This is a genomic window from Aquipuribacter hungaricus (assembly GCF_037860755.1).
Lineage (GTDB): Bacteria > Actinomycetota > Actinomycetes > Actinomycetales > JBBAYJ01 > Aquipuribacter > Aquipuribacter hungaricus.
Genome location: NZ_JBBEOI010000061.1, coordinates 1 through 16417, shown reverse-complemented (window position 1 = coordinate 16417; position 16417 = coordinate 1). Strand labels below are relative to the sequence as shown.

The 16417-nt window shown below is 76.3% G+C and carries 16 protein-coding genes and 1 tRNA gene; 4 read left to right on the top strand and 13 right to left on the bottom strand.

The features are described 5' to 3' along the window. Positions 1-103 precede the first annotated feature (103 nt). Positions 104-847 carry a DUF4129 domain-containing protein gene (locus WCS02_RS08945; protein WP_340292165.1) on the bottom strand — a complete coding sequence of 248 codons (744 nt, stop codon included), beginning with the start codon at positions 845-847 and terminating at the stop codon, positions 104-106. A gap of 116 nt (positions 848-963) precedes the next feature. On the opposite strand from WCS02_RS08945, the gene msrA reads away from it, so the two are divergent. Next, on the top strand, positions 964-1653 hold the full coding sequence (msrA, locus tag WCS02_RS08940; RefSeq protein WP_340292163.1) for a peptide-methionine (S)-S-oxide reductase MsrA: 690 nt from the start codon (positions 964-966) through the stop codon (positions 1651-1653). 75 nt (positions 1654-1728) lie between these two features. Here the strand turns inward: msrA and WCS02_RS08935 are convergent, their stop codons facing one another. From WCS02_RS08935 to WCS02_RS08925, 3 genes are all read right to left on the bottom strand, one after another. Further along, positions 1729-2721 (bottom strand): EamA family transporter, encoded by a 993-nt coding sequence (locus WCS02_RS08935; protein WP_340292161.1) that lies wholly within the window; start codon positions 2719-2721, stop codon positions 1729-1731. A gap of 73 nt (positions 2722-2794) precedes the next feature. After that, the gene (locus WCS02_RS08930; protein WP_340292159.1) at positions 2795-4096 is read right to left on the bottom strand and encodes a CehA/McbA family metallohydrolase; all 1302 of its coding nucleotides are present in this window, start codon (positions 4094-4096) and stop codon (positions 2795-2797) included. After that, entirely contained in the window at positions 4093-5505 is a 1413-nt protein-coding gene (locus WCS02_RS08925) for a cystathionine beta-synthase (protein ID WP_340292157.1), read from the bottom strand. Before WCS02_RS08925 ends, WCS02_RS08930 begins: the two co-directional genes overlap by 4 nt. Positions 5506-5566: 61 nt before the next feature. On the opposite strand from WCS02_RS08925, the gene WCS02_RS08920 reads away from it, so the two are divergent. Together WCS02_RS08920 and WCS02_RS08915 are read left to right on the top strand one after the other, a co-directional pair. Further along, the gene (locus tag WCS02_RS08920) at positions 5567-6568 is read left to right on the top strand and encodes an SGNH/GDSL hydrolase family protein (protein WP_340292155.1); all 1002 of its coding nucleotides are present in this window, start codon (positions 5567-5569) and stop codon (positions 6566-6568) included. A gap of 10 nt (positions 6569-6578) precedes the next feature. Next, a complete protein-coding gene (locus WCS02_RS08915) occupies positions 6579-7802 on the top strand; it encodes an acetyl-CoA C-acetyltransferase (RefSeq protein WP_340292153.1) in 1224 nt (407 codons plus the stop codon). A 157-nt stretch (positions 7803-7959) separates the two neighbouring features. Here WCS02_RS08915 and WCS02_RS08910 read toward each other — a convergent pair whose 3' ends face one another. The 5 genes from WCS02_RS08910 to WCS02_RS08890 form a co-directional block, all read right to left on the bottom strand. Continuing rightward, positions 7960-8268, bottom strand: a complete 309-nt coding sequence (locus WCS02_RS08910) for a hypothetical protein (protein WP_340292150.1) — start codon at positions 8266-8268, stop codon at positions 7960-7962. 54 nt (positions 8269-8322) lie between these two features. After that, entirely contained in the window at positions 8323-9138 is an 816-nt protein-coding gene (locus WCS02_RS08905; RefSeq protein ID WP_340292148.1) for a Bax inhibitor-1/YccA family protein, read from the bottom strand. 142 nt (positions 9139-9280) lie between these two features. After that, positions 9281-9354, bottom strand: a tRNA-Leu gene (locus WCS02_RS08900). Between the two features lie 47 nt (positions 9355-9401). Further along, entirely contained in the window at positions 9402-10232 is an 831-nt protein-coding gene (locus WCS02_RS08895) for a uracil-DNA glycosylase (RefSeq protein ID WP_376983629.1), read from the bottom strand. Beyond that, positions 10214-11164 (bottom strand): Ppx/GppA phosphatase family protein, encoded by a 951-nt coding sequence (locus WCS02_RS08890; RefSeq protein WP_340292146.1) that lies wholly within the window; start codon positions 11162-11164, stop codon positions 10214-10216. Before WCS02_RS08890 ends, WCS02_RS08895 begins: the two co-directional genes overlap by 19 nt. 62 nt (positions 11165-11226) lie before the next feature. Between WCS02_RS08890 and WCS02_RS08885 the strand changes: the two genes are divergently transcribed. Next, positions 11227-12693 (top strand): phytoene desaturase family protein, encoded by a 1467-nt coding sequence (locus WCS02_RS08885; RefSeq protein WP_340292144.1) that lies wholly within the window; start codon positions 11227-11229, stop codon positions 12691-12693. 134 nt (positions 12694-12827) lie between these two features. On the opposite strand, the gene WCS02_RS08880 is transcribed toward WCS02_RS08885, so the two are convergent. From WCS02_RS08880 to WCS02_RS08865, 4 genes are all read right to left on the bottom strand, one after another. Next, a complete protein-coding gene (locus WCS02_RS08880) occupies positions 12828-13340 on the bottom strand; it encodes a DUF501 domain-containing protein (protein WP_340292142.1) in 513 nt (170 codons plus the stop codon). Then, entirely contained in the window at positions 13333-13824 is a 492-nt protein-coding gene (locus WCS02_RS08875) for an FtsB family cell division protein (protein ID WP_340292140.1), read from the bottom strand. Before WCS02_RS08875 ends, WCS02_RS08880 begins: the two co-directional genes overlap by 8 nt. A gap of 19 nt (positions 13825-13843) precedes the next feature. Beyond that, positions 13844-15127 carry a phosphopyruvate hydratase gene (eno, locus tag WCS02_RS08870; RefSeq protein ID WP_340292138.1) on the bottom strand — a complete coding sequence of 428 codons (1284 nt, stop codon included), beginning with the start codon at positions 15125-15127 and terminating at the stop codon, positions 13844-13846. Positions 15128-15269: 142 nt separating this feature from the next. Continuing rightward, a partial coding sequence (locus WCS02_RS08865; RefSeq protein ID WP_340292136.1) for a PASTA domain-containing protein occupies positions 15270-16417 on the bottom strand: 1148 nt, incomplete at its 5' end.

The following is a 16417-nucleotide window of genomic DNA, read 5'->3' as shown; positions in this document are numbered from 1 at the left end:
CCGCCGAGGGCGAGCAGCCCGCCGACCACGGCGCCGACGGCCCGGGTCCGGTCCGGGCGCAGGGCGTGCAGCACGCTGCGCGGACGGTCCGGGTCGCCGCCTGTCACGACCCCGCCCCCTGCCCGCGCCCCGACGGCGCACGCCCCGGGACCTGACGATCCGGGCCGGCCGCGGAGAGCACCGCGAGCAGGTCCTCCAGCGCCGCCCGGGCACGACGGACGTCGTCCGGGCCGGCGGGGCCGCCGTGGCGGGCCCGGGAGTAGGTCCGCCGCAGGTCGTCGAGCAGGACCGGGTCGAGGCCGGGCGCGGCCGCGAGCAGCCGGCGGGCGACGTCGGTCGGGGTGTCGGTCGGGGTGCGCCCGCGGCCCAGCCGTGCCGCGGCGTCCTCGAGCCCGACCCAGCAGGCGAGCACGGCCGCGGTGGCGTCGCCGCCCCCGTCCAGGTCGGCCAGGCCGTCCCGGGCGGCCGCCGCCACCGCACCGAGCGCCCCCGGCCGTACGGCAGGCAGGCCGTCCACCGGGGACCCGTCGTCGGGGTCGTCCTCGGCACCGGCGTCCCCGCGGGCGCGGAGCAGCGAGCGGGCCAGCAGCGCGGAGGCCACGACGACCGCCGCCAGCGACAGGACGACCTCGGCCGGGATGCTCGCGTCCTGGGCCGGGGGCGGCGCGATGTCGACCACCGCCTCCTCGACCGGATCCCGCTGGTCGAGCGGCTGGGTCTGCAGGCGGAACCGGTCCAGGGGGCTGCCGGCGGAGAAGGTCACCGGGCCTAGCGCTCCGGCGAGCAGCACCGCCGCCAGGCAGCCCGCCGCGGCCAGGGCGAGCGGGAGCCAGGCACGCGGTCGCACCGGTGCTCGGCCGGCCGCCCGACCGGTCCCGCCCCCCATCGGTCCATCCCACCACAGCGCCGGGAACAGACCCCGGGTGGGCGCAGGTTGTCGACGGTGACCCACGAGGAGGACGCATGCTGTTCGGATCCCGCCCCACCACCCTGGTCACCGCCGAGGAGGCGCTGCCCGGTCGAGACACCCCGGTGAGCGTGCCCGCGCGCCACACCGTCAAGGGCACCCCGCTCGTCGGCCCCTGGCCCGAGGGCCACGAGGTCCTGTACGTCGCGATGGGCTGCTTCTGGGGGGCCGAGCGGATCTTCTGGCGCCTGGACGGGGTGCACACCACCGCGGTCGGCTACATGGGCGGCCACACGCCCAACCCGACGTACGAGGAGACCTGCACCGCGCGCACCGGCCACGCCGAGGCCGCGCTCGTCGTCTACGACCCCGCCGTGGTCAGCCTGGACCGGCTGTTCAAGGAGTTCTGGGAGAACCACGACCCGACGACGCCGAACCGGCAGGGCAACGACGTCGGCACCCAGTACCGCTCGGCCGTCTACACGACGACCGACGCGCAGCTCGAGGCCGCGCGCAGCTCCCGCGAGCGCTACCAGCGGGCGCTGACCGACCAGGGCTACGGCCAGATCTCCACCGAGATCCGGTCCGCGGCCGCCGCCGGCCCGTTCTACTACGCCGAGAGCTACCACCAGCAGTACCTCGCCAAGAACCCCGGCGGCTACTGCAACCACGGGTTCTGCCAGGTCGGCTACGACCTCGCCGCGCACGGCCAGACCGCCGCGCGGGCCACGCTGCCCACCGCCTGACGCACCGCACCGCGCACCAGCCGGAGCCGTCCCGACCTCGGTCGGGGCGGCTCCGTCGTGCACCGGGGGCCGGCCTCAGCCCGCCGCAGGCGGCAGCGCCGGCGCGCGGCCCCGGGCGTACAGCGCCAGGGTCACCCCGCCCAGCACCAGGGCGAAGCCGACGACCTGCAGCGGCGTGAGCGACTCCCCGAACCACCACCACGCGAGCACCGCCGCCCCCACGGGCTCGAGCGTCGCCACGACGGTCACCGTGGTCGCGGGGATCCAGCGCAGCGCCGCCGTCTCCGCGGCGAACGGGCCGAGCGTGCCCAGCAGGACGACCCACGCGACGAGCAGCAGCAGCCCGACCTCGGCGCCGCCGAGCGCGTCGGGCAGCCGGACGGTCTCGCGCGAGGCGCGGGCGACCGTCCCCCACCACAGCGACAGCACCGTGGCGAGCACGGCCGGCACCGCGAAGCCCCAGAACGTCGTCGACAGCGGGTCCCGGTGGCGGACGATGCGCTCGCCGAGCAGGAAGTACGCCGCGAAGGACGCCGCCGCGACCAGGGCCGCACCTACGCCGACCGGGTCCAGGCCGTCGCCGCCGCCGGTCAGCTGCAGCGCGAGCGCCAGCCCGCCCAGGGTGAGGGCGAGCGCGGGCCACAGCAGGCCGCTCACCCGCTCGCGCAGGACGAACCGGGCGACCAGGGCGACGAGCAGCGGCGCCAGGTACTCCAGCAGGAGCGCGAGCCCGATCGGCATCCGCTCGATGGCCACGAAGTAGCTCACCTGCACCAGGCCGACCCCGGCGAGGCCGTAGACGACGAGCAGCGGCAGCTCCCGCCACGTCACCCGCAGCGTCCGGGCGCGGCCGGTGAGGACGAGCACGGCACCGAGCACGAGCGCCGTGCCCGCGATCCGCACCGAGGCCAGCGGCACCGCGCCGATGCCGCTGTCCAGCACGAGGCGGGAGACGCCGGCGTTGACGACGAACATGGAGATGCCGAGCAGCAGCAGCGTCCAGCCCGGACCGGCGCTCCCCGACGGGCGGACCGGGGCGGGCGGGGCCTGGACGAGCGGGTCGGTCACCCCGGCAGTCTGTCCGCCCCCGCCGGCCATCCCCGGACCGGACCACCGACCGGGACCGGCGGACGACGCGGCGTCAGGCGGGCCGGAGGTACACCGGGCTGGCGTAGGCCATCGCCCGGTTGTTGCAGGGGTGGCCGTCGGGCCCCGGCTGCAGGTTGTGGGCGGCCGGGTCGGCGACGCGCACCACGAGCCACGGCACCTCCTCGGCGTCCCAGCCGCCCTGCAGCCCGACGCGGACGGTGGCCGGCGTACCGGAGCGGACGCGCTCGACCGCGAGCACCGTGGGCACGCTGAGGCCGGTCGTCAGCACCTGGACCTCGAGCTCGCGCCCGGTCGACGCGGGGCCCGCGTCGACGTCGACGTCCACCTCGAGCCCGGTCGCGCCTGCGGGGACCGCCAGGGTGCCGCCGAGCCGCGCGGCGGCGGCGGGCGGCCCGCCGTCCTCGGCACCGGGCGTGCTCACCACGACGTCCAGGCGCAGGCCGGGCTCGCGGGTGGCGTAGAACCGGCGGGCCTGCAGTGCCTCGCGCAGGCCGGCTCGGCTGTGCTCGGTGACCCAGAGCCCGCCGCGGCCCAGCCCGGGCTCGAAGCCCCAGCGACGGCCGTGCTCGTCGGACACCCCGAGCAGGCCCGGACGCCAGCCGGCCGCCAAGCACTCCAGCAGCGGGCTGCCCAGACCGTGCCGGTGCCCCTCGAACAGGTAGTCCTCGGAGCGGTTGAAGACCTCCATGCTCACGAGCCGGTCGGTGAGGCGCGGGTCGTGGGCGAACCCGTCGAAGCGCAGCGGCTCGCGGCCGGGGTGGTTGAGGCCGAACAGCGCGTCGGGCCCCGCCGCGGGGGTGGTGAGCCACTCGTGCAGGCCCTGCACGCCCTGCCGGTCGTCCACCGGCGTCCAGCCGCGCGAGAACCACACGTTGACGTGACCGAGGTGCGGGGTGGTCCACTCGAACCCGCGCACCGCGGTGAAGCGGCCCGGGTCGTCGGCGAGGTCGGCGAGCTGCCCGCCCCGGACGAAGTCGGCGTCCTCGATGGTCTTCACCGGCATGCCGGCCCACGGGACGACCTCGCGCACCCGCTCCAGCGCGTCCCCGTCGACGAAGCCGGCGTGGTCGGTGAGGGCCGCGGCGTCCAGGCCGGCCGCCCGCATGCAGTCGAACGCGTCGTCGGCGTGGCCGGCCCCGTCGGACAAGTCGGTGTGGTTGTGCAGGTCGGCCTGCAGGGCGCTCGTGCCGGCCACCAGGTCGTGGTGGCGCCCGCCGAGCAGCCCGGAGGTGCGCGAGGCCCCCGGACGGGAGGCCTCCCCCCGGCTCGGGGGGCGCAGCAGCAGCGCCCCGGCCGAGACCGCCGCGTGCCCGTCCGCCCCCGTCGCCGTCACTGCGCGAGGAAGCCGAGCAGGTCGAGCCGGGTGAGCACGCCCACGGGCTTGCCGTCCTCGACGACGAGCACCGCGTCGGACAGCGTGAGCGCCTCGCGGACCGCCTCGACGGACTCGCCCGCGCCGATGAGCGCGAGCGGGGAGTCCATGTGCTTCTCCACCGGGTCGGCCAGCGACGCCTTGCCCGCGAAGACCCGCTCGAGCAGGTGCTCCTCGGTCACCGCGCCCGCGACCTCGCCCGAGGTGACCGGCGGCTCGGCCTTGACCACGGGCATCTGCGAGACGCCGTACTCGCGCAGGATGCCGATGGCGTCGCGGATGGTCTCGTTGGGGTGGGTGTGGACCAGCGCGGGCAGGTCGCCGGCCTTGGCCCGCAGCACGTCGGCCGCGGTGCTCCCGCCGGTCGGGGCCAGGAAGCCGTACGAGGCCATCCACCGGTCGTCGAAGATCTTGGACAGGTAGCCGCGGCCGCCGTCGGGCAGCAGGACGACGACGACGGCGTCGTCGCGGCCCTCCTCGGCCAGGCGCTGCGCGACCCGGAGCGCGCCGACCGCCGCCATGCCGCAGGAGCCGCCGACGAGCAGGCCCTCCTCGCGGGCGAGCCGGCGGGTGAGGTGGAAGGAGTCGCCGTCGCTGACCGGGACGATCTCGTCGGCGACCTCGGGGTCGTACGCGCTCGGCCAGAAGTCCTCGCCGACGCCCTCGACGAGGTAGGGCCGGCCGGTCCCGCCGGAGTACACGCTGCCCTCGGGGTCGACGCCGACGACCTGCACCGGGCCGCCCTCGCGGTCCGCGGAGACCTCTTTGAGGTACCGCCCGACGCCGGTGATGGTGCCGCCGGTGCCGACGCCCGCGACGAAGTGGGTGACACGGCCCTCGGTGTCCTCCCAGACCTCGGGACCGGTCGTCTCGTAGTGCGACTGCGGGCCCGCGGGGTTGGAGTACTGGTCGGGCTTCCAGCCGCCGGGCCGCTCGCGGGCGAGCCGGTCGGAGACGTTGTAGTAGCTGTCCGGGTGCGACGGCTCGACGGCGGTCGGGCAGACCACGACCTCGGCGCCGTACGCGCGCAGGACGTTGCGCTTGTCCTCGCTCACCTTGTCCGGGCAGACGAAGACGCAGGAGTAGCCACGCTGCTGGGCGACGAGCGCGAGGCCGACGCCGGTGTTGCCGCTCGTGGGCTCGACGATGGTGCCGCCGGGCTTGAGGGCGCCGCTCTTCTCGGCCTCGAGGACCATCTTCAGGGCGATGCGGTCCTTCACGCTGCCGCCGGGGTTCATGTACTCGACCTTGGCCAGGACGAGCGGCCCGCGCCCCTCCTCCGCACCCGGCCAGAGCCCGCGGGTCACCCGCGAGAGCCGGACGAGGGGAGTTCCACCGACGAGGTCCACGATCGACTCGGCATACCGCACGGCCCAATCGTCTCAGACCCCGTGCCCGGTCCCCGACCGCGTGCGGGCCTACCCTCGAGGGGTGCAGGAGGGTGGAGGTCCGTCGCTCCCCTCGCCCCGGGTGCCCCGGCTGCCGATCACCCCGGGCATGGTGCGCTCCCACCTCGTCCCCCGGCCCCGCGTGCGCCGCGCCGTGCGCGGCGTGGCCCTGGGCGGCGGCGGCCTCACCCTGATCGGGATGACCGGCGTCGGCGTGCTCGTCGCCGAGGCCCGCCTGGCCCGCCGGTGGATCGAGCGCCGGATGAGCGCGCCGCACCCGGTCGACGGGCGCTACGACGCCACCGGCCGGACCGGCCTGACCCCCTCGGACGACGGGCACGGCACCCCCGACGGTCCGGGCGCGCTCGACGGCCCCGTTCTGCTCGACGGTCCTGACGCGCTGGACGGTCCCCGTCCTCTCGTCGCCGCGGTGCTCGGGGACTCCGCGGCCGCCGGGCTGGGCGCCGACGACCCCGCGGCCACGCCGGGCGCCCTGCTGGCGACCGGGCTGGCGGCGAGCACGGGACGGCCGGTCGACCTGGTGAGCGCCGTGCGCGTCGGCGCGGTCTCGGCGGAGCTCGGCGGGTTCGTCGACCGGCTCGAGGCCGACGGCGTCCGCCCCGACGTCGTGCTGGTCATCGTCGGCGGCAACGACGTGACGAAGCGGGTGCCCGCAGGCGTCGCGGCCGCCCAGCTCGGCGCCGCCGTGGCGCGCCTGGTCGACCGCGGCGCCCTGGTGGTCGTCGGCACCGTCCCGGACCTCAGCACGCTGACGCCGGTGCAGCAGCCGCTGCGCGCCCTCGGCGGGCGCTGGTCGCGGCTGCTCGCCGTCGCCCAGACCGCCGCGACCCTCGCCGCGGGCGGCCACCCCGTCGACCTGCGCGGCCTCACCGCCGCGGACTTCCACGCCGAGGGCGCCCTCCTGTTCAGCGAGGACCGGTTCCACCCGTCGACCGACGGCTACCGCCGCACCATGGCGCACGTCGTGCCGGTCGTCCTCGACCTCCTGGGGTCCACCACGGGGGCGGGGTGCGCGCGGCGTTAGGGTCGCCCGCATGACCGACGCCGTCGTCGTTGCCGCCACCCGCTCGCCGATCGGCCGCGCCGGGAAGGGCTCGCTCACCGACGTCCGCCCCGACGACCTGGCCGCGACCGTCGTCGCCGCCGCCCTCGCGCAGGTGCCCGGGCTGGACGCGGGCGACCTCGACGACCTCATGCTGGGCTGCGCCGAGCCCAGCCACGAGCAGGGCACCAACCTCGCCCGCGTCGTCGCGGTCCTGCTCGGCCACGACGGCCTGCCGGGGACCACGGTCAACCGGTTCTGCGCCTCCAGCGTGCAGACCACGCGGATGGCCTTCCACGCCATCCGCGCCGGCGAGGGGCACGCCTTCGTGTCCGCCGGGGTGGAGTGCGTCTCGCGCTACCGGAACGTCAGCGGCTCCGACCTGTTCGGCGAGAGCGCGATGAACGAGACGTTCGAGGGCGCCCGGCGCCGGACGAGCGAGACCGCCCGGCTCGGCAGCCCGTGGCACGACCCCCGGGACACCGGCGAGCTCCCGGACATGTACATCGCCATGGGGCAGACCGCCGAGAACGTCGCCACGAGCCGGGGCGTGTCCCGCCAGCGGCAGGACGAGTGGGCCGTGACCTCGCAGAACCGCGCCGAGGCCGCGATCGCCGCCGGGCTCGTCGACGCCGAGATCACCCCCGTCACCACGCCGTCCGGCACGGTCGTCACGCGGGACGACGGGCCCCGCGCGGGCGTCACCCTGGAGAAGGTGCAGACGCTGGCGCCGGTGTTCCGCGACGGCGGCACCGTGACCGCGGGCAACTGCTGCCCCCTCAACGACGGGGCCGCCGCGCTGGTCGTCGTGTCGTCGGACTTCGCCACCGCGCACGGGCTCACCCCGCTGGCCCGCGTGGTGTCCACGGGCGTCTCGGCGCTGAGCCCGGAGATCATGGGGCTCGGGCCGGTCGAGGCGTCGCGCCAGGCGCTCGCGCGGGCCGGCATGACCATGGACGACATGGACCTGGTCGAGATCAACGAGGCCTTCGCCTCGCAGGTCCTGGCCAGCGCCGACGACCTGGGCATCGACCACGACAGGCTCAACGTCCACGGCGGCGCGATCGCCTACGGCCACCCGTTCGGGGCGACCGGCGCGCGGATCACGACGACCCTGCTCAACGCGCTGCGGGTCCGCGACGGCCAGTACGGCCTGGAGACCATGTGCGTGGGCGGCGGCCAGGGGATGGCCGTCGTCTACGAGCGCCTCAGCTGACGGCTGCGGCGCGCGGAGCCACCCGCGCAGTCATCATCGACAGCGCCGGCCCGGCCGGCGGTGGTGAGGACGTCCACGAAGTCATCATCGATGCGCAGGCCCGGCCGGACGACGGCGACGACGTCCGCGCAGTCATCATCGACCGCGCGCGGGCACATCAGGGCAGCGCGCGACGCAGGGCGGTGAGCTCGTCGCGGGCGGCGGCCAGCTGCGCCTCGGTGGCGCCGACGGCGAGCAGGTCGGCCACGAGGACCCGGACCAGCGACGCCCAGCCGTGAGGACGCAGGTCGGGCACGGGCAGCGGGGGCAGCCCCTCGGCGGCGCGGGCCAGGTCGGCCAGGCGCTGGGCGGAGGCGGCAGCCACGCTGGCGGGGACCTTGGTCGGCGACAGGGTGCCCAGACGCGAGACGACCCGTGCCGCCTCCTGCTCGACCTCCTCGGAGGTCGAGCGCGGGGTGGGCAGCACGGGTCGTCGGTGTCTCTTCGCTGTGGTGCTGTGAGCGGCGGTCAGGCCGTCAGGTCAGTTGTTGCCGCGCAGGACGGCGAGCAGGCGCAGGATCTCCAGGTACAGCCAGACCAGCGTGACCATGAGGCCGAAGGCGGCGGACCAGGCGAACTGCTGGGGCAGCCGGTTGCGGATGCCCTGCTCGATGAAGTCGAAGTCCAGGACCAGGAACAGCGAGGCCAGGGTCACGCCGACCAGGGAGAGCCCGACGCCGAGCAGGCCGGTGTCGAAGAACGCCGAGCCGGTGCCGAAGACGAGGACCGCGACGAGGTTGATGAGCCCGATCGCCAGGTAGCCGATCGCGGCGATCATGAGGATCTTGCGGAACCGGGCGGTGGCCCGCAGGACGCCGGTGCGGTACGCGACGAGCATGGCGCCGAAGGCGACCAGGGTGCCGAGGACCGCCTGGGGGACCAGGCCGTTGCCCCAGTTGAGCGTGTAGAACGCGCTGATGCCACCGACGAACAGGCCCTCGAAGGCCGCGTAGGCGAGCATGAGGCCGGGCTTGACGCTCTTGGAGAACGAGACCACCAGGGCCAGGACCAGGCCGACGATCGCGCCCGCGAACGTGAGCAGCAGGCCGGTGCCGAACGCCAGGGCGCCGGTCGTCATGCCGAAGAACAGCGGGACCGCGGTCGCCAGCAGGACGGCGAAGAGGATCCCCGTCCGGGTGACGACGTCCTCGAGGGTCATGGCGCGGTCGCGGACCGGCGACGGCAGGCCGTACTGCTGGTCCAGCTGGTCGGCCGACGGCGTCGTGATGTCGAAGCCTGCACGCCCGGTCCGGGCGAACGCCTCGTTCCGCGCGAAGGCGGGGTTGCTGCTGCGCATGGTCTCCTTCTCCTCCACCGGGCCCGTGGGGCCCCTGTCGTCGGGTACAACGCCCAGGTCAGCCCGGGCGTTCCCCAGGTCAGAGGCTATCGGGGCCGGGAAGGGCCTACCCGCCGACGCCCCGCCCTCACCCGCCCGCGCGTGCCCCCGACGGGGATCGAACCCGTACTGGTGCGCTTTTAAGGCGCCTGCCTCTGCCTGTTGGGCTACGGGGGCCGGGCGGGCGGTGGGACCCGCGCAGGGTCACGGTAGGGGGCCCGCGCTCAGTCCTCCACGGCCCGCCGAAGGACGTCGTCGAGCATGGCCGGGGTGAGCCGGCCGGTGAAGGTGTTCTGCTGGCTCACGTGGTAGCTGCCCAGCACGCGCAGCGGCCGGCGCGAGGGGCCCCGCGGCTGCAGCACCACCTCGGCGCCGTGACCGAAGACCGGCTTGGGGGCGGGCACGACCCAGCCCGCCCGGGCCAGCGCCGTCATCCCCACACCCCAGCCGAAGCCGCCGAGCACGACGACGCTGCGCAGCAGGGGCGCGAGCAGGTCGATCTCGCGGTCCAGCCACGGCGCGCAGGTGTCGCGCTCCTGCGGCGTCGGACGGTTGGCGGGCGGGGCGCAGCGGACCGACGCGCTCACCCAGGTCCGGTGCAGGCGCAGGCCGTCGTCGACGGACTCGCTGTGCGCCTGGTTGGCCAGGCCCACCCGGTGCATCGCGGCGAACAGGAAGTCGCCCGACCGGTCGCCGGTGAAGACCCGCCCGGTCCGGTTCGCCCCGTGCGCGGCGGGCGCGAGCCCGAGCACGAGGAGCTCGGCCTCCGGGTCGCCGAAGCCGGGCACCGGGCGGCCCCAGTACTCCTGGGTCGCGTAGGACGCGCGGCGGGTGCGGGCGACCTCCTCGCGCCAGGCGACCAGCCGCGGGCAGGCGCGGCAGCCGGACACCTGCTCGGCGAGCTCGGCGAGGGCGCCCGCGACCGGGACGGCGGGCTGACCGGTGGTGGTGCCGGCGGACGGACCGATGTTGCTGCCGGCGGACGGACCGACCGACGCACCAGCGCCCGGATCGGCGGAGGGACCGGTGCCGGTGCTCAGCGGACCGCGCTCCACGCGATGCCGTCGAGGATGTCGTGCTCGGACACCCGGGCCTCCTGCACGCCCGCGCGCAGCCGGACCCGCCGGAGCACGCACTGCCAGACCAGCGCGCCCGCGCCGATGACGTCGACCCGGCCGGGGTGCATGAACCCGCGGCCGGCGCGCTCCCCGCGGGTCGCCCGGAGCAGCCGCTCGCCAGCCTCGAGCAGGTCCTCGACGGTGTGGACGCTGCCGTGGATGCGCGCGCTGTCGTACGCCTCGAGCCCGAGCGCCTCCCCCGCGACGGTCGTCACCGACCCGGCCAGACCGACGAGGGTGCGCACCGAGGTGAGGTCGACCGTGCGCTCCACCTCGTCCAGCGCGGCCTCGACGGCGGCCCGGGCGGCCTCGACCTGCGCCTCGGTGGGCGGGTCGGCGAGCAGGTGCCGCTCGGTCATCCGGACGCAGCCGACGTCGACGGAGCGGGACGCCGTCACCGTGGGCACCCCGTCGACGACGTCGCCCACGACGACCTCCGTCGAGCCGCCGCCGATGTCGACGACGCAGTACGGCCCGGGCACGACGCCGGCGAGCTCGCGGGTGGCGCCGAGGAACGACAGCTCCGCCTCCTCGCCGCCCGCGACGACCTCGGGCTCCACGCCGAGCCGCTCGCGCACCCCCGCGACGAAGTCCGCGGCGTTCTCGGCGTCGCGGCTGGCGCTCGTGGCGACGAACCGCACCCGCTCCGCGCCCAGGTCGGCCACCGTCCGGGCGTAGTCCTCGACGGCGGCGAAGGTGCGGGCCAGGGCGGCGTCGGACAGCCGCCCGGTGGCGTCGACCCCCTCCCCGAGCCGGACGACGCGCATCTGGCGGTCGAGGTCCACCTGGGCCCCGGTCGCGGGGTCCAGGTCGGTGACGAGCAGGCGGACGGAGTTGGTGCCGCAGTCGACGGCGGCGGCGCGAGGCATGGGCGCCATCCTGTCGTGGCCCCGGCCCGCCCGGTACCCGGCACGGGTGCGACGCTGGGGCGGTGGAGCGTGACGCGGTCGTCGTCGGGTCGGGGCCCAACGGGCTGGCCGCCGCCTGGACGCTGGCCGCCGCCGGCCTGGACGTCGAGCTGCTCGAGGGCGCGGACACCTTCGGCGGCGGGACCCGCAGCGCGGAGCTCACGCTCCCCGGCGTCGTGCACGACGTGTGCTCGGCCGCGCACCCCCTCGCGGCGTCCGCGCCGTTCTTCGCCCCGGGCGGGGGGCCCGACGGTCAGGGCTTCGACCTGGCCGCGCACGGCGTCCGGCTGCTGCAGCCGGAGGTGCCCCTGGCCCACGCCATGGACGGCGGACGGTTCGCCCTGCTCCAGCGCTCGGTCGCCGACACCGCCGACGACCTGGAGGACCTGGCCGCAGGTGACGGCGCCCGCTACCGCCGGCTCATGGGTCCGCTCGTCGACGGGGTCGACGCCGTGGGCGGCATGCTCACCTCGTCGCTGCGCGCGGTGCCCACCTCTCCGGCGGACCTGCTCACGCTCGCCCGCTTCGGCACCCGGGTGCTCCGGCGGGTGCCCGCCCTTGCCCGGCAGTTCCGCGGGCCGGCCGCCGGTGCCCTGCTCGCGGGCAGCGCCGCGCACGCCGTGCAGCCCCTGGACCGGCTCGGTCCCGCCGGCGCCGGCCTGCTGCTCAACACCCTCGCGCACGCGGTCGGCTGGCCCGTCGTCGAGGGCGGCAGCCAGCGGATCGCCGACGCCGTGGTCGCCGACCTGCGGGCGAGAGGCGCCACGCTCCGCACCGGGCGGTGGGTGGGCGACCTGCGCGAGCTGCCGAGCGCCCGGGTCGTCCTGCTCGACCTGTCGCCCCGCCAGCTCGACCAGCTCGCCGGGGACCGGCTGCCCGCGTCCTACCGCAGGGCGCTGGCCCGGTACCGCTACGGCTCGGGCGCGACCACGGTCCACTTCGTCACCAGCGAGCCGGTCCCGTGGGCGGACCCCCGCGCCCGCCGTGCCGGCACCGTCCACCTCGGCGGGCCCGGGGCCGAGGTCGACGCCGCCGAGCGCGAGGTCGCCGCGGGCCGCCACGCCGACGAGCCGTTCACGCTGCTCGTGCAGCCCTCGGTCGTCGACCCGTCGCGGGCGCCCGCCGGGCTGCACCCGGTGTGGTCGTACTGCCACGTCCCGTCCGGCTCCGACCGGGACATGACCGCGACCATCACCCGGCGCATCGAGCGCTACGCCCCGGGGTTCGCGGGCACGGTGGTCGCCAGCAGCGTGCGGACGGCCGCGCGGCTGTCGATCGACAACCCGATCCACGTGGGCGGCGACGTGGCGGTGGGCGAGGCGACGGTGCGTCAGACGCTGGCCCGCCCGGTCCCGCGCTGGGACCCGTACTCGACCCCGCTGCCGGGGGTGTTCCTCTGCTCGTCGGCCACCCCGCCGGGGCCGGGCGTGCACGGGATGAGCGGGGTCCACGGCGCCCGGTCGGCGCTGCGCTCGCTCGGGCTGCGGTAGGCCAGGCGCGCCGTCCCCGCCCGGGTCCCGTCGCGCCCGGGCTGCGTCGCAACGGCACCCTGCGTCGGAACCCCACCGCCACGACGGCACGTGGCGTCGGCTAGACCGGCGCAGGGTGCCGTCGTGACGGGACGCTAGGGGGCGGCGGTGCAGGAGCCGGCGGCGCCCCAGTCGTCCAGCAACCCCAGGGTCTCGTCGCCGAGCGGGTTGACGCCGGGACCGGCGGCCAGGGCGTGCGCGACGAGGACGTGCAGGCACTTGACGCGCACGGGCATCCCGCCGGCGCTCGTGCCGGCGATCTCCGGCACCTCGCCCAGCTCGGCGCGACGGGCCAGGTAGTGCTCGTGCGCGGCCCGGTAGGCGGCGGCGAGGTCCTCGTCCTGCTCCAGCCGCTCGGACATCTCGCGCATGAGGCCCGAGGACTCCAGCGTGCCGACCGCCGAGGCGGCCCGCGGGCAGGTCAGGTAGTACGACGTGGGGAACGGGGTGCCGTCGGGCAGCCGGGGCAGGGTCCGCACCACGTCGGGGTCGCCGCACGAGCAGCGGTGGGCGACCTCGACGACGCCCCGGACCTGGCGCCCGAGCTGGGCGGTCACCGCGTCCAGGTCTCTCTGCTCCACGCCGTGCTGGGCGGGCGGCTCAGCCACCGGCGCCGCCGACGACGGGCGCGTCCAGGACCGGGTCCGCGGTACCCGTGCCGACGGCCTCGACGCTGGACCAGAGCCGGTCGTACCAGGTGCCCTCGGGCGGGGCGTCGGGGCGGACGTCGCCGAGCGCGCCGGGCGTCGCGGCCTCGCTGGCCCCGGGGACGGGCTCCGGGTCGGGCACGACGAACCCCGTCTCGCCGGGCATGACGAAGTTCAGCCGGTCACGGGCCTGGGCGGCGACGTAGGTGTCCTCCTGCCAGAGGCCGACCTCGGTGCGCAGCGCGGCGACGTCGGCCTCGCGCTGGGCGATCTCGCTGCGCAGCTCGCCGATGTCCTGCTGCTGCTGCAGGTACAGCCGCAGCGGCGGGGCCAGGACGAGGGCGCACACGACGGCGAGGGCGAGCAGGACCAGGACGCGCCGGGAGCGGGGACCGGTGTCCCGGTCCCCCTCCCCGCCCGCCGCGGTCGTGCCCGTCCTCGCCACCGGTGCGCCCCCGGCCCGCTCAGCCCTGGGTGTAGCGCGGGAAGGCGCCGGCGCCGGCGTACACCGCGGCGTCGTCGAGCAGCTCCTCGATGCGCAGGAGCTGGTTGTACTTGGCGACGCGGTCGCTGCGGGCCGGGGCACCGGTCTTGATCTGGCCGCAGTTGGTGGCCACCGCGAGGTCGGCGATCGTCGTGTCCTCGGTCTCGCCGGAGCGGTGGCTCATCATGGAGCGGAAGCCGTTGCGGTGGGCGAGGTCGACGGCGTCGAGCGTCTCGGTCAGGGTGCCGATCTGGTTGACCTTGACGAGCAGGGCGTTGGCCGCCCTGGAGTCGATGCCGCGCTGAAGCCGGGTCGGGTTGGTGACGAACAGGTCGTCCCCGACGATCTGCACCTGGTCGCCGACGCGCTCGACGAGCGAGGCCCAGCCCTCCCAGTCCTCCTCGTCCAGCGGGTCCTCGATGGAGACCATCGGGTAGGACGTGACGAGGTCGGCGTAGAAGTCGACCATCTGCGCCGACGTGCGCTGCTCGCCCTCGAAGCGGTACGAGCCGTCGGAGTGCAGCTCGCTGGCGGCGACGTCGAGCGCGAGGCCGAAGTCGGTGCCGAGGGTGAAGCCGGCGGCCGAGACGGCCTCGGCGATGAGGTCGAGCGCCTCGCGGCTGCTGCCGACGCTGGGGGCGAACCCGCCCTCGTCGCCCAGGCCGGTCGACAGGCCCTTCTTCTTGAGGACCGACTTGAGGGCGTGGTAGGTCTCCGCGCCCATCCGCAGCGCCTCGGCGAAGGACGGCGCCGAGATCGGGGCGACCATGAACTCCTGGATGTCGACGCCGGAGTCCGCGTGGGCGCCGCCGTTGAGGATGTTCATCATCGGGACCGGCAGCACGTGGGCGTTGGGGCCGCCGACGTAGCGGAACAACGGCAGGCCCGCGGAGCTGGCGGCGGCCTTGGCCACGGCGAGCGAGACGCCGAGGATCGCGTTGGCGCCCAGGGTGGCCTTGTTCGGCGAGCCGTCCAGGTCGATCATCGCCTGGTCGACGAGGCGCTGCTCGTCCGCGTCGTAGCCGACGAGCTCCGGGCCGATCTCGTCGAGCACGGCGTCGACCGCGTTGCGGACGCCCTTGCCCAGGTAGCGGCTCGTGTCGCCGTCACGGCGCTCGGCGGCCTCGAAGGCGCCGGTGCTGGCGCCCGAGGGCACCGCCGCACGCTCCAGGGTGCCGTCGTCGAGCTCGACCTCGACCTCGACGGTGGGGTTGCCGCGGGAGTCGAGGATCTCGCGTGCTCCGATGGCTTCGATGGTGGCCACGAGGGGCGCTCCTTCGGTGGGGGGGCTCTGGCTGGGTCTCGGCGGGCACGGCGGGTGCGCACGCTGGCGCGGCACCGGCCCTGACGAGACTAGCGACCCGACGGGCGGCGCCCGCCCGGGCGCGCCAGGGCGCGGACCCCGGTCAGGGGACGAGCAGGTCGTCCGCGGGCGGCGGGGGCGGCGGCGGGGCCGGCTCGGTGACCGTCGTCGTCGCGGTGACCGTCGCGGTGCTCGTCACCGTGGCCGTGCTCGTCGTGGTCGCCGTGCTGCGCTCGGTCGTCGTGGCGGTGGCCGTCGCCGTGGAGCGCTCGGTGGAGGTGGCCGTCGACGTGGCCGTCTCGCGCGCCGGGCGCTCGGTCGTCGTGGAGAACGCGGTCTGGGTGATGCGCACCGGGGCGGAGTCGGCCGACGCGGAGACCGTGAGCGTGACGGTCGAGCCGAGCCGCTGCGCCGTCGAGGCCTCGGGCGCCACCTCGAGCACGAGGCCGCCCTGCTCGTCGGACTGCCGCTCCTGCACCTGGACCTCGAACCCGGCGCCGGTGACCTGCGCGACCGCCTCGCCCTGGGCGAGCCCGACCACCGGCGGGACGAGGTTGGTGCCGTCGGCGACGACGAGGTCGACCACCGTGCCCTCGGCCAGCACCTCGCCGAACCCGGGGTCGGACTCGATGACGGTGCCGCGCGGCGAGGTCGACGGGACCTCGAGCACGTCGCCGAGGGTGAGGCCGGCCTCGCGGAGCCGGTCGCGCGCCGCGGCGGAGTCCTCCCCCACGAGGTCGGGCACGGCGGTGCTGTCCGGGCCGGAGGAGATGACGAGGTCGACGGCGGTGCCGCCCGGGGCGTCGGTGCCGGCGGCGGGGTCGGTGCCCAGCACCGCGCCCCGGGGGACCTCGACGCTGGGCAGGGTCGTGGAGTCCCCGACCGACAGGCCGACCTCCTCCAGGCGGCGCCGGGCCTCCTCGACGGTGAGCCCGGTGGTGCGCGGCACGACGACGTCGGGACCGGTGCCGGCGGCGGCGAGCGCCCCCGGGTCCGGGCGCGACAGCGACAGGGCGCCGACGACGAGGGCGACGACGAGCAGCCCGGCCAGGGTGAGCAGGCCGCGCCGGGTCTCGACCGCCCGGCGCACCGGCAGGCGCAGGGTGCGGCGCACGCCCGTCGCGGTGGCGCCGCCGACGGCGGTCTGCACGCCGGTGTCCCCCGTCGGGGCACCCGTCCCGTCCGGCGCACCGTCGCCCACGGGGGCGTCGTCCTGGCCGGGCGTCGTCCCCGCCGTGCCCGTGGTCCCCG

Coding starts and splice junctions, on each gene's coding strand:
- WCS02_RS08905 (WP_340292148.1), bottom strand. CDS start 9,138: ATGCGCAGCAGCAACCCCGCCTTCGCGCGGAACGAGGCGTTCGCCCGG.
- WCS02_RS08915 (WP_340292153.1), top strand. CDS start 6,579: ATGACCGACGCCGTCGTCGTTGCCGCCACCCGCTCGCCGATCGGCCGC.
- msrA (WP_340292163.1), top strand. CDS start 964: ATGCTGTTCGGATCCCGCCCCACCACCCTGGTCACCGCCGAGGAGGCG.
- WCS02_RS08890 (WP_340292146.1), bottom strand. CDS start 11,164: ATGCCTCGCGCCGCCGCCGTCGACTGCGGCACCAACTCCGTCCGCCTG.